This is a genomic window from Streptomyces sp. NPDC002619, from assembly GCF_042889305.1.
GTDB lineage: Bacteria > Actinomycetota > Actinomycetes > Streptomycetales > Streptomycetaceae > Streptomyces.
The window spans coordinates 109,310-121,604 of the sequence record NZ_JBIAQV010000004.1; the positions used below are offsets into that span (position 1 = coordinate 109,310).

The window sequence follows — 12,295 nt, forward strand, 5'->3', positions numbered from 1 at the left end:
TGAGGGTGTCAGCCCCGGGCGCCCAGCAGGTGGTCCATGGCGAGCTGGTCCAGCTGCTCGAAGGCCATGCCGCGCGCGGCGGCCGACTCGACGTCGAAGTCCTCGAAGGCCGTGCGATCGGCGAGCAGCGCCTGAAGGCCGTCGGCCGCCGTGGGCTGCGCCAGCTCGTCGAGGCGCGAGGCGCGCAGCGCCTCCTGGACCTCCGGGTCGGCACGGAAGGCGGCCGAACGCTCCTTCAGGATCAGGTAGTTGCGCATGCAGCCGGCCGCCGACGCCCACACGCCGTCGAAGTCCTCGGTCCGCGGCGGCTTGAAGTCGAAGTGGCGGGGGCCGTCGTAACCGGCGGTCTCCAGGAGGTCGACCAGCCAGAACGCGGAGCGCAGGTCACCGGCGCCGAAGCGGAGGTCCTGGTCGTACTTGATGCCGGACTGGCCGTTGAGGTCGATGTGGAAGAGCTTGCCCGCCCACAGGGCCTGCGCGATGCCGTGCGGGAAGTTCAGCCCGGCCATCTGCTCGTGGCCGACCTCGGGGTTGACGCCGTACAGCTCCGGACGCTCCAGGCGCTCGATGAACGCGAGGGCGTGGCCGACGGTGGGCAGCAGGATGTCGCCGCGCGGCTCGTTCGGCTTGGGCTCGATAGCGAAGCGCAGGTCGTAGCCCTGCGAGGTGACGTACTCGCCCAGGAGGTCGAAGGCCTCCTTCATGCGGTCCAGGGCGACGCGAACATCCTTGGCGGCGCCGGACTCTGCGCCCTCGCGGCCGCCCCAGGCGACGTACGTCTTCGCGCCCAGCTCGGCCGCCAGGTCGATGTTGCGGATCGTCTTGCGCAGCGCGTAGCGGCGCACGTCGCGGTCGTTGGCGGTGAACGCGCCGTCCTTGAAGACGGGGTGTGTGAAGAGGTTGGTGGTGGCCATCGGCACGGTCAGGCCGGTGGCGTCCAGGGCCTGGCGGAAGCGCTTGATGTGCGATTCGCGCTCGGTGTCCGAGGACCCGAAGGGGATCAGGTCGTCGTCGTGGAAGGTCACTCCGTACGCGCCGAGTTCCGCCAGGCGCTGCACCGACTCGACCGGGTCGAGGGCGCGGCGCGTGGCGTCGCCGAACGGGTCCCTTCCCTGCCAGCCGACGGTCCACAGGCCGAAGGTGAACCTGTCCTCAGGGGTGGGCTGGTAGCTCATGCCGCGGCTCCTTGCTTGCTCCGACTATTTCGTCATGGCCGTTTACAAATTAGTATGCGTTCGCGTCTCTGGGAAGAGACAAGATGTCCTCGAAGGGGTGACAGACCGGTCGCCACTGCCTGGACACACCAGAAAACACCAGGTCAGACCCCGCGAGCCGCGAAAAAGGGAGAGCACGATGTCAGCAGCCGAGGGTCCGCTCGTCGTCGGCGTGGACACGTCCACCCAGTCCACAAAGGCGCTGGTAGTCGACGCGGCAACCGGTCAGGTCGTCGCGAGCGGACAGGCGCCGCACACCGTCACGACCGGCGCCGGCCGGGAGAGCGACCCTCGCCAGTGGTGGGACGCCCTGAGCGAGGCCCTGCGCCAGTGCGGCGACGCGGCCCACGAGGCGGCCGCCGTGTCGATCGGCGGCCAGCAGCACGGACTTGTCACTCTGGACGCCGACGGCGAGCCGGTGCGTCCGGCCCTGCTGTGGAACGACGTGCGTTCCGCTCCGCAGACCCGCCGCCTGATCGAGGAACTGGGCGGTTCGAAGGCCTGGGCGGAGCGCACCGGCAGCGTGCCCAGCACGTCCTTCACGGTCACGAAGTGGGCCTGGCTGGCCGAGCACGAGCCGGAGGCGGTCCGTGCGACCAGGGCGGTGCGACTCCCTCACGACTACCTCACCGAGCGCCTCACCGGTCAGGGCACGACCGACCGCGGCGACGCCTCCGGCACCGGTTGGTGGGCGGCCGGCACCGAGGCGTACGACGAGGAGACCCTGGCCCACATCGGGCTCGACCCGGCGTTCCTGCCCCGCATGGTCCGCCCCGGCGAGATCGCCGGCACCGTGCGCGACAGCCATGACCTGCCCTTCTCCAAGGGCACCCTGGTAGCGGCGGGCACCGGCGACAACGCGGCCGCCGCCCTGGGCCTGGGCCTGCGCCCGGGCACCCCGGTGCTGAGTCTGGGCACGTCGGGCACGGTCTACGCGGTGTCCAAGCACCGCCCGGCCGACCCGACCGGCACGGTCGCCGGTTTCGCCGACGCGCACGGCGACTGGCTGCCGCTGGCCTGCACGCTGAACTGCACCCTCGCCGTCGACCGCATCGCCGCTCTGCTGGGCCTGGACCGCGAGTCCGTCGAGCCCGGCGGCGCGGTGACCTTCCTGCCGTACCTGGACGGGGAACGCACCCCGAACCTGCCGAACGCCTCCGGCCTGCTGCACGGGCTGCGCCACGACACCACCGGCGGGCAGCTCCTCCAGGCCGCGTACGACGGCGCCGTCCACGCACTGCTCGGCGCCCTGGACCTGGTGCTCGACGAGGACGCGGACCGCACAACTCCGCTACTGCTGATCGGCGGCGGGGCCCGCGGCGCGGCCTGGCAGCAGACCGTACTGCGGCTGTCGGGGCGGCCGGTCCAGGTGCCCGAGGCCAAGGAACTGGTCGCGCTCGGCGCCGCCGCGCAGGCGGCCGGGCTGCTGACCGGCGAGGACCCGGCCGCCGTGGCCCGCAGGTGGAACACGGCCGCGGGTCCGGTTCTCGACGCCGTGGAGCGGGACGAGGCGGCATTCGCCCGTATGTCCGAGGTACTCTCCGACGCGGCCCCGCTGCTGGAGCGCAGGACGGACGCCCGCTGACCGACACCCACGAGGGACGGCCCTTCAGGGCCACGGACCGAGGATCGACGGAGGCATGACCGCACCGCTGCACGAGAGCCCGGCCGGACCCGGCCGCGCTCTGCCCAACACCCAGCAGGGCATGCGCCGCCGCAACCTCGCACGCGTGATGCACGCCGTCAGCGGCGAGGGACCGCTCTCGCGCGCCGCGGTCGCCTCCCGCATCGGCCTGACCAGGGCGGCGGTGTCGACCCTCGTCGACGATCTGATCCGCTGGGGACTCCTGGAGGAGCTGGGTCCGGAGCGACCCGGCCGGGTGGGCAGACCGGGATCGGCGCTGGCCGTCAGCGGGCGCGGACCGGCCGGGATCGGTGCGGAGGTCGGCGTCGACCACCTGGCCGTGTGCGCGGTCGATCTGCGCGGCGAGGTACGTGCGCGTGCCGTACGGCACGCACCCAACCGGGACCGCGCCCCGGAGCCGGTGCTGGCGGAGCTCACCTCGCTGGTCCGGCGTGTCGTCGGGGCGGCGGAGCGCGAGGGCCTGTGGCCGGCCGGGCTCGCGGTCGCCGTGCCCGGCCTGATCGCACGGGACGCGCGTACGGTCGTACGTGCCCCGAACCTGGACTGGCACGACACGGACCTGGGCGCTCTGCTGCCCTCCGGCCTGCCGCTGACCGTGGACAACGAGGCCAACTTCGGTGCGCTCGCGGAGCTGTGGCTCGGCGACGGCGCCCCACAGGACTTCCTGCACGTGTCCGCCGAGATCGGCATCGGTGCCGCGGTCGTCGTCGACGGACAACTGCTGCGCGGCATACGCGGGTTCGCGGGCGAGCTGGGTCACATGCCCGTGTGGCCGGACGGGCCGCGGTGCGCCTGTGGCGGGCGCGGCTGCCTCGAGCAGTACGCCGGTGAGGAGGCGGTGCTGCGCGCCGCCGGCCTGGAACCGGGCGAGGACCTCGTCGGGCTGTTGGCCCGGCGCGCGGACGAGGGCGACGAGGAGGTACGGCGGGCACTGCAGGACGCCGGTACGGCGCTCGGCATCGCCCTGACCGGGGCCGTCAATCTGCTCGACCCCGAGTCCGTCGTACTGGGCGGCGCGCTGGCCGGGCTCTCGCCCTGGCTTCTGCCGTCGCTGAAGAGCGAGTTGGCGGGCCGGACAGCGGGGCCGGCCTGCCCGGTGTCGGTGTCGAAGCTCGGCCCCGAGGGTCCGCTGCTGGGCGCGGCGCACTCGGTGATACGCGCCGTCCTGGACGATCCGGCATCGGTGGCCGAACGCGCCTGACCCACCGCGCCGCGCCCTCAGCCCAGGAAGGCCCGCACCGTCTTCACGAAGCGCTCGGCGTCGTGGAGCCACGGATAGTGGCCGCTGCCGGGCTGGATGTCGAACCGCACGTCCGGGAAGAGCTCGGCAAACTCGCGCACCGCGCGCGGAGGCGAGTTCAGGTCGCACTCACCGGCGAGCAGGAGCACCGGCCGCCGGAACGTCGCGAGGCCCCTGCGGGTTTCGTCCGGGTCGAAGGCGCCCTCGGAGCCGTAGACGGCCGCCGCCTCGTCGTTGCGCTGCACGTTCTCCAGGGCCTGGTGGCGCCGCGTCGCCTCGTCCCAGCGGCCGTAGGCGAACGGGGCGATGGCCTGCCACGCGTCGGTGGTCGCGCGGCCGGCGACGATCGACTCCAGCGCCTCGTAGGCCGCCGGGAACCATGGCTCGTCGCGGCGGAGCAGGGCCGTCTCGCGCCGGAGGTCTCCGGAGACGGTGATGCCGACGGCCATGGCGCTCGGGGTGATGAGCGCGAGTCTGCCGACGTGCTCCGGATGGCGCTCCACATAGCGCACGGTGAGATTCGTGCCGCCCGAGTGCCCGAGCAGATTTATCCGGTCGAGGCCCAGATGCTCGCGCAGCGCCTCCACGTCCGCCACGAGCCGGTCGCAGCGGTACGTGGCGGGATCGTCCGGCACGGCCGACTCACCGGTCCCCCGCAGATCCAGCTTGATCAGCTGCCGGTGCCGGGACAGGCCGCCGAGGTCCCCGAGGTAGGCGGAGGCCTGCATCGGCCCGCCGGGCAGGCAGATCAACGGATCGCCGTCTCCGATGACGTGGTAGGCCAGTCGAGTGCCGTCGTGCGCGGTGAAGTTGGGCATGGCGACGACCTTGGCAAGCGGGCTGGGGCACGGCAACCGGTTTGCCGGGCGCGGGGGGTGGCGGATCTCCGATGTCGCCGACCACCCGTGCGACTCCGGTGATGTGTCCCTCCTCCACGGGCCGACGCCAGCTCGCCCGTCGTGCCAGGGTTCAGCTCCAGTGTCACCATGACCGGTGCCGTTCCCAGTTTCGCCCACACCCTGCAATTCCCTTGGTTCCGGGCCGACTTCACTCGATCGGGTGGCGAAGTTGTCCACAGTTCCGATGTTGTCCACGGAACCACGCTGCGCCCTTCTGTCCAACCCGCAGGCGCCATACCGTGATTCACGCGAGGCGCAGCCATCGGACGTCCGGGCGGTGGATGCTTCGAGTTGGACGAGGGGGAGGTTCACACATGTCGGGGGAGACGGTCGGCGGACTGCGGCGTGACGCCATCGGTCTGCGTGAGGTCCAGTTCCAGAGCATCACGGTCATGGCGCCCGCCGCCGCGGTCGCCGCGTCCATTCCGTCGGGCGCCGCATTCGTGGGCGGCAGCCTGCCCCTGTCCGTACTGATCGCGCTGGTCGCATGCCTGTTCACCGCTTCCTGCGCAGCCCGACGGAATGAACGCGACTCACTCGAACCGGTACAGCATCTGCTGCTGCCGGTGCTGATACGGCGTCACCCGAGCGCATGACCGACACCGCCCGTGTCCACCTCGACGAACCCGCCACCGCCGGCCCTCGGCAGAACGGAGCTGTACAGCGATGACCGACCCGCGAATCCTGACGGTGCGCCCGGAACCGGACGACTACGCCTGGACGTTCGGCGGAGCCCCACCGGTGGCGCGGATCGCCCCCGGCACGGTGCTCGACCTGTACACGGAGGACTGCTTCGCCGGACGGGTCCGGTCCGAGAAGGACCTGGTGTCCGAGGTGTGCGAGTTCCCGTTCCTGAACCCGCAGACCGGGCCCTTCCATGTCGAGGGCGCCGAGCCGGGCGACACGCTCGCCGTGCACTTCGTGTCGGTCGAACCGGCCCGGGACTGGGCCGCGTCGACCACCGTCCCCCTGTTCGGGGCGCTGACCTCGACGCACACCACGGCCACACTGCAGCCCCCGCTGCCGGAGACCGTGTGGATCTGGCAGCTGGACCGGACCCGGCGCACCGCGCTGTTCCGGGCGCACGACAGCGACTTCGAGGCCGAGCTGCCCCTCGACCCGATGCACGGGACCGTGGGCGTGGCACCCGCCAACCTGGAGGTGCGCTCGGCCCTCGTGCCGGACGCACACGGCGGGAACATGGACACACCCGAGATGCGCGCCGGCGTCACCTGCTACCTGGGGGTGAACGTCGAGGGGGCGCTGCTCAGCCTCGGTGACGGGCACGCCCGGCAGGGCGAGGGCGAGACCTGCGGAGTGGCCGTCGAGTGCGCGATGAACACCGTGGTGCTCGTCGAACTCCTCAAGGGGGTCGCCACACCGTGGCCCCGGTTGGAGTCGGACACGCACATCATCTCCACCGGTTCGGCGCGCCCCTTGGAGGACGCGTTCCGGATCTCGCAGCTGGACCTGGTGCAGTGGCTGGTGCGCGACTACGGATTCGGTGAGCTGGACGCGTACCAGTTCGCAACCCAAGCGGTGGAATCGCCGTTGGCCAACGTGTGCGACACCAACTACACGTGCGTGGCCAAGCTGCGCAAGGAATGGCTGCCCCGGCGCGAGACGTATCGCGGACTGCACGCACAGCTGCGCGAGACGGCGGCGATGCTGCGCTCCTGACGTCCGGACGCTGCGCTGCCGACGTCGAGACGCGGCGCTCCTGACGTCGGTGCTCGCCCCCTCCCCCACTCCCGAAAGGCATCCCCATGGACCGGGCAAGACCGCTTCCCAGCAGGCGGCGGATCCTGAAGGGCGCGGCCCTCGCCGCCTTGCCGTACGCGCTTCCCGACTCACGGGCGGGTGCGCAGTCCCAGGCCGTCGACTACCCCGTCGCCGAGTGGCAGTCCGCGAGTTCCTCCAACTACACGGCTTCCGACCGCCCCATGGAGTATTCCGTCGACCGAGTGATCATCCACGTCACCCAGGAGTCCTACGCCACCACTCTGTCCATCTTTCAGAACCCGCAGAAGAACGTGTCGGCGCACTATCTGGTCCGCTCCGCCGACGGACACGTCGCGCAGTGCGTGCATGAGGCCGACGTCGCCTGGCACGCGGGGAACTGGGACTACAACACCCGCAGCATCGGCATCGAGCACGAAGGCTGGGTGGACCAGCCGTCGTACTTCACCGACGCCCTGTACGAACAGTCGGCGAGGCTGACGGCGGCGATCTGCACCAGGTACGGCATCCCGAAGGACCGGGCGCACATCCTCGGGCACTACCAGGTGCCCGGGACCGATCACACCGATCCGGGGCCGAACTGGGACTGGGGCCGCTACATCAGACTCGTCAACTTCGCGTGACGCAACTCGTTGCGTGACGCCGTCGGTCGTCGCCCTCCGCGGTCGGTCGTTGCCCGATACGGCTGATCGTCGCCCGACACGGCTGGTCATTGCCCGGCGCCGCCCGTCGCTCGAGTCAGGTCCGGTCGAAAAAGTTGTCCGCGCGAACACCCCGGGTGACGATGTCCCCAGCCGCATCGCCTTCCGGGGAGGCCGAGTTGTCCGATCCGTGGGTGGCCCTTGAGCCAGGGGCCCACCCTGCCGAGCGCGTACGGGTCCTGCGCCGGGCGCACGAGGCGTTCACCACGGCCGGCACCGTGCCGCGGCCGGTGCGGTCGGTGGGGGCGGACTCGTGGCGGCGGTCCGCGCGGGCGGGCGTGGGTCCGGACGGCTCGGCCAGCATGGAGCTCTCGGACGGCGACCTCGGCGCCTACCGGGCGGAGCATCCACTGGCCCCGGGTGATGCCGCTGTTCCGGGAGCTGATGGGCACGTTCGCGGCCGACGGCGAGCATCTGCTCGCGGTGTGCGACGCACACGGCTCGCCGCGCTGAAACCGATCCGCGCCACACGCCCGGGCGGCGCACCGATCTACGTCATCCTGGACAACCTCTCGGCCCACAAAGGCGCCAAGATCCGAACCTGGGCGAAGAAGCACGGGGTCGAGCTGTGCTTCACCCCGACCAACGCCTCCTGGGCCAACCCTATCGAGGCGCACGTCGGGCCCCTGCGGCAGTTGACCCTCGCCAACTCCGAGCACCCCAATCACACCGTCCAGACCCGTGAGCTTCAGCGTTACCTGCGCCGGCGCAACGCCAACGCCCGCCACCCGGACGTCCTGGCCGCCCAACGCAAGGAACGCGCCCGCATCCGCAGCGAGAAGGGCATGCGCCGGGGCGGACGGCCCCTCAAAGAGGCAGTATGACCGACAACCCCGGCACCGAACGCGGCGAGGAGGCAGCCCGCCGCACCGGAAATATCAAGTGGTTCGCCGTGCCCGCTCGGCACTACGGTCCGGCCCATGGTCGATTCACCCGAGCCCCCAGACACTTTGACCGACCCCCGCGAGCTGCTGCTCGCCTACCTCGACTACTACCGTGACGCGCTGCTGCGCAAGCTCGACGGTATGTCCGAGCACGACCTGCGCACCAGCAGACTCCCATCCGGCTGGACCCCGCTCGCCCTGCTCAAACACCTCGCGTTCGTGGAGCGACGGTGGCTGCGCTGGGGGTTCGCCGCCGAACATGTGGATCCCATCTGGGGCGAGAGCGACCCTGACACAGGGACATGGTCCGTCGCTGCTGAGGAATCGACGGAGGAGATCAGGGCCCTCTTCCTGGACGAATGCGCACGCTCCCGCACGATCGTGGCCGGTGCCGAACTCCATGAATCAGCACGCAGCGGCGGCGGCTTCAATCCCCCGGACCACCACCCCGCCTTGAGCTGGATCCTGTTCCACATGCTGCAGGAGTACGCCCGACATGTCGGCCAGCTCGACGTGGTCCGCGAACTCGCCGACGGCACAACCGGCGAGTAGCGAAGCACCGACCCGCGCCAGACCGCGCTCTTCCGAGCCGGTGAACCTTCGCGGTCAGGGCACTAGACAGAGAGAAAGGGTGCCTGACCGGGGCTGATGGCCGGCAGGCGCCCTTCCCGGGTTACACCTGGCCGGCTGTCAGACGACCGGGGGACGTTGGCTCGGTTTCTTCTGCGGGAGGGTGTGGACACCGTTTCGGCGTCTGGCGTTGTCGCGTACGGGGAGGGTGACCAGCATCGCGAGGACGGGACCGGCGGCCAGGGTGATGAAGGCCGCGTCGAAGGAGCCGGTCGCCGAGAAGACGGCGCCGACCGCGAGCGGGACCAGGACGCTGCCGAGTTGCCAGATGGCGTTGGCGAGTCCGGATGCTGTGCCGGTGACGGATGACGGGACGAGCCGTGGCACCAGCGCGACGAGCAGTGGTGTCCAGCTGCAGGCCGCGGCGCCGAGCAGCGGCGAGAGCAGGATGAACCCGGTCGGCGTGGAGGTGGCCGAACCAGATGAGGGCGAGCGCGAAGATGCCGAAGATGGCGATGCTCGGTACTTTTCGGGCGCCGCCCCAGAACCGGTCGGTGATGAAGCCGACGACCGGTTTCACCGCAACCGCGCTGATGGCGAAGACCGAGACGACGAGCCCCGCCGTGCCCGGGGACACGTCATGGCCTTTCATCATGAGTGCGTTTGCCCAGGTGATGAAGCCGTACAGACCCCAGAAGGCACAGAAGCCGGTCACACAGACGAGCACGTAGTCGCGGTTGCGGGCGATGCCACCGAAGTCGAGCCATCCGCGCGCGCGTCGGGGTGCGGAGCCGGCCGCCGTGTCCGTCGCTCCCCGGGACAGCGGTCGCCCGGCTGCGGCCGCCGGTTCCTTGCGCAGCAGCAGGAACAGGGGTGCTGCCATCACCATGGAGAGCACCCCGAAGACGTGGTACGAGGTTCCCCAGCCGTGCCAGGCGATCATCGCGGCTTGCTCGATGACCTCGCCGTCACAGGTCTGGACGACGTCATGTCGGTACGAGGGACGGGATCGCCCTGTTCGAGCTCACTCCCCTGGCCCTGTCCCTGGCACAAGAGTTCATGGAGCTCACCAGCGACGCCGTCGAGTACCACGGCAGCACAACCCTCTGCCGGGGCCGGACCAACGGCGAGATCGCCGAGCGGCCCGTCCGAGTCCACGGTGAAGACCCACGTCGGACGGGGTCCTGGCGAAGATCGGCGCCACGGACCGGGTCCACGCCGTGATCCCCTCCTACGACCCGGGACTGGCCCGACCGGGCAGCCCGGGCTGACCTTTCAGCCGTTCGTCTCCGGCCTGCTGGGCGGCAGCAGCAAGGTGAAGGTCGTCGGGCCGGTACCCGCCAGGACCAGTCGGCCGCCCGCCGTTTCCGCCAGGTCCCTGGCAAGGGCGAGTCCGATGCCCGCGCCGGGGCCGGTGGTGTGCCCGCGGTCGAAGAGCGCGGCAGCGTCGGTGCGGAGGCTTCCCTCGTCCCGTACGTCGAGCGCGGTGGTGTCGCCCAGGGACCGTACCGTCACCTCTGCCGTACCCCGCCCGTGCCGGCGGGCGTTGTCCAGGAGCACGTCGAGGATCTGGCCGACGGTCCGGCCCGGTACGGAAGTCACGCGGGTTCCGGGCTCGGCGGCGACGATGAGCCGGCGGCCCGCGTCGGCGAACAGGCCGTGCCAGCGCTGCTCGGCGAAGTCCAGTACGCCGCCCAGGGGCTGAACGGCGGCGGGCGCCTGCGCGGAGGCGACGAGACGCAGCACTTCGTCGATGGTGTGGTGCAGATGTCCGGTGCTCTCCAGCGCCTCCCGCAGGGCCGTGCGCGGATCCGCGTGCGGATCGGCCAGGGCGGCTTCCAGGCCCAGTTGCAGGCCGGTCAGTGGGGTGCGCAGCTGGTGGGAGGCGTTGGCGGTGAAGTCCCGCTCGCGCTGGAGCAGTTGGGCCAGCCTCTCGACCATGGTGTTGTGCGTCCGGGCGACCTGGTCGATCTCGGGGATGGCGGAGGGTACGGCCCGGGCCGCCAGGTCTCCTTCGGTGACGGCCCGGGACTGGCGGGACAGAGCTTCCAGCGGCGCCGTCAGAGCGCGGGCCTGGCGGCGGGCGACCAGGACGGCCACGGCCAGCGCGACCAGGACCGCGCCCAGGAGGGCGAGCCATCCGAGCAGGACGCGCCCCCATACGTCCCGTGCCGGGGACGCGGCGCGGACGACGCCGATGACCTTCTCGTTCTGGGAGACGGGGACCGCGATCACGAGGTCACCGGCGGCGTGTCCGCGCACCACGGTTCCCGTGCTCGCTCGGCGGGTGTCCGGGTCCGCACGGGCCGGGCCTTCGCCCGCGCGCAGCCGCATCCGCGTGTCGTACACGCCCAGGTGTACGTCCGCACCCGCCTTCGGCAGCTCCACCGGGTCGCCGGCGGCGAAGTCCGGGCCCACCCGGACCGCGGCCACCAGCGCCGCGCGTTCCAGCGCGTCGCGCTCGTTGGCGAAGAAGTACGCCTGCAGGGCCGCGGCCAGCGGCACGGCCAGCAGGACGAGGGCGACCAGGACCGCCACCAGGGCGACGCGGAGCACGCGTTGTCTCATGCCTTCATCATCGGGACCGATCCGCGCCCCTGAGCAGGTCCGACGCGGGTTTTTCCGTCGTCTAACCCTCGGTGGTCAGGACGTTAACCACGCGCTGCCTAGCGTCACGGACATGGCCGTCGGCCTGCGGGCGCCCGGCCCGGGTGCAGGTTCCGGGCGCCTTCCTCATCAGAAGGGCAGCATGACGATGAACCGAACACGTCTCGTCCTCCCTGTCACCGGCGTCGTCCTGGCGTCGGTGGCGATCACCGCCTGCGGCGGATCAACGGGCTCCGGTGGGTCCGGCGGTCCGGCCGGGAGCAGTCGTACGGCCCCGTCCTCGCCCGCCGCGCCCGCGACCGAGTCCAACCCCCCGGGCGACATCCCCGACAACCAGGCGTACGTCGCCTTCGCTCCATCCGGCGGCGGCTTCTCGGTGAAGGTGCCCGAGGGCTGGGCCCGCACCGGCAAGGGCACCGTCACCTCCTTCACCGACAAGCTGAACCGCGTTGAACTCGCGCCCGTGACGGCCGCGTCCGCCCCCACCACCGGGTCGGTCACCGCGCAGACGGTTCCCCGACTGCGGCGCACCGTGCCGAACTTCGCGCCGGGAAAGGTCTCCGTCGTAGCCCGGCACGCCGGCCAGGCCGTGCTGCTGACCTACCAGGGGGACTCCGCCCCCGACCCGGTGACGGGCAAGGTCGTACGCGACTCCTTCGAGCGGTACGCCTTCTACCGCCAGGGACACGAGGTGGACGTGACCCTGTCCGGGCCGGTGAACGCCGACAACGTGGACCCGTGGCGCATCGTCACCGACTCCTTCACCTGGCAGTGAGCGCCATGGAAGACAGGGAA

The 12,295-nt window shown here is 71.2% G+C and carries 11 protein-coding genes and 4 pseudogenes; 10 read left to right on the top strand and 5 right to left on the bottom strand.

The annotated features are described in order from the left end of the window. Positions 1 to 8 precede the first annotated feature (8 nt). The gene (xylA, locus tag ACFYXB_RS09775; RefSeq protein ID WP_351353943.1) at positions 9 to 1,175 is read right to left on the bottom strand and encodes a xylose isomerase; all 1,167 of its coding nucleotides are present in this window, start codon (positions 1,173 to 1,175) and stop codon (positions 9 to 11) included. A 178-nt stretch (positions 1,176 to 1,353) separates the two neighbouring features. Here xylA and xylB point away from each other — a divergent pair, with 178 nt between their 5' ends. Together xylB and ACFYXB_RS09785 are read left to right on the top strand one after the other, a co-directional pair. Next, positions 1,354 to 2,799, top strand: a complete 1,446-nt coding sequence (xylB, locus tag ACFYXB_RS09780) for a xylulokinase (protein WP_389579760.1) — start codon at positions 1,354 to 1,356, stop codon at positions 2,797 to 2,799. 55 nt (positions 2,800 to 2,854) lie between these two features. Continuing rightward, the gene (locus ACFYXB_RS09785) at positions 2,855 to 4,060 is read left to right on the top strand and encodes an ROK family protein (protein ID WP_389579763.1); all 1,206 of its coding nucleotides are present in this window, start codon (positions 2,855 to 2,857) and stop codon (positions 4,058 to 4,060) included. Between the two features lie 17 nt (positions 4,061 to 4,077). Here the strand turns inward: ACFYXB_RS09785 and ACFYXB_RS09790 are convergent, their stop codons facing one another. Then, positions 4,078 to 4,917: an alpha/beta fold hydrolase gene (locus ACFYXB_RS09790; protein ID WP_389579766.1), complete on the bottom strand. Its 840-nt coding sequence runs from the start codon at positions 4,915 to 4,917 to the stop codon at positions 4,078 to 4,080. Between the two features lie 395 nt (positions 4,918 to 5,312). On the opposite strand from ACFYXB_RS09790, the gene ACFYXB_RS09795 reads away from it, so the two are divergent. The 6 genes and pseudogenes from ACFYXB_RS09795 to ACFYXB_RS09820 all read left to right on the top strand — a co-directional run bounded on the left by ACFYXB_RS09795 (position 5,313) and on the right by ACFYXB_RS09820 (position 8,875). Next, complete coding sequence (locus ACFYXB_RS09795; RefSeq protein ID WP_389579769.1) at positions 5,313 to 5,594, top strand: hypothetical protein; 282 nt, start codon at positions 5,313 to 5,315, stop codon at positions 5,592 to 5,594. Positions 5,595 to 5,664: 70 nt separating this feature from the next. Next, entirely contained in the window at positions 5,665 to 6,678 is a 1,014-nt protein-coding gene (locus tag ACFYXB_RS09800) for an acetamidase/formamidase family protein (protein WP_389579771.1), read from the top strand. 86 nt (positions 6,679 to 6,764) lie between these two features. Further along, entirely contained in the window at positions 6,765 to 7,361 is a 597-nt protein-coding gene (locus tag ACFYXB_RS09805) for an N-acetylmuramoyl-L-alanine amidase (protein ID WP_389579773.1), read from the top strand. Positions 7,362 to 7,558: 197 nt separating this feature from the next. Beyond that, positions 7,559 to 7,880: pseudogene (locus ACFYXB_RS09810) on the top strand (transcriptional regulator); the annotation flags it as partial. After that, a pseudogene (locus ACFYXB_RS09815) lies at positions 7,880 to 8,263 on the top strand (transposase); the annotation flags it as partial. The pseudogenes ACFYXB_RS09810 and ACFYXB_RS09815, both read left to right, overlap by 1 nt. 96 nt (positions 8,264 to 8,359) lie before the next feature. After that, positions 8,360 to 8,875, top strand: a complete 516-nt coding sequence (locus ACFYXB_RS09820; RefSeq protein ID WP_389579775.1) for a DinB family protein — start codon at positions 8,360 to 8,362, stop codon at positions 8,873 to 8,875. 138 nt (positions 8,876 to 9,013) lie between these two features. Here ACFYXB_RS09820 and ACFYXB_RS09825 read toward each other — a convergent pair whose 3' ends face one another. Then, a complete protein-coding gene (locus tag ACFYXB_RS09825) occupies positions 9,014 to 9,343 on the bottom strand; it encodes an MFS transporter (protein ID WP_389580247.1) in 330 nt (109 codons plus the stop codon). A 76-nt stretch (positions 9,344 to 9,419) separates the two neighbouring features. Continuing rightward, positions 9,420 to 9,836, bottom strand: a pseudogene (locus ACFYXB_RS09830) (MFS transporter); the annotation flags it as partial. Between the two features lie 167 nt (positions 9,837 to 10,003). Between ACFYXB_RS09830 and ACFYXB_RS09835 the strand changes: the two are divergent. Then, positions 10,004 to 10,164: pseudogene (locus ACFYXB_RS09835) on the top strand (response regulator transcription factor); the annotation flags it as partial. Positions 10,165 to 10,168: 4 nt separating this feature from the next. Here the strand turns inward: ACFYXB_RS09835 and ACFYXB_RS09840 are convergent. Then, positions 10,169 to 11,461, bottom strand: coding sequence for a sensor histidine kinase (locus tag ACFYXB_RS09840; protein WP_389579777.1), 1,293 nt, complete (start codon positions 11,459 to 11,461; stop codon positions 10,169 to 10,171). A 181-nt stretch (positions 11,462 to 11,642) separates the two neighbouring features. On the opposite strand from ACFYXB_RS09840, the gene ACFYXB_RS09845 reads away from it, so the two are divergent. Then, a complete protein-coding gene (locus ACFYXB_RS09845; protein WP_389579780.1) occupies positions 11,643 to 12,275 on the top strand; it encodes a hypothetical protein in 633 nt (210 codons plus the stop codon). Positions 12,276 to 12,295: the final 20 nt, after the last annotated feature.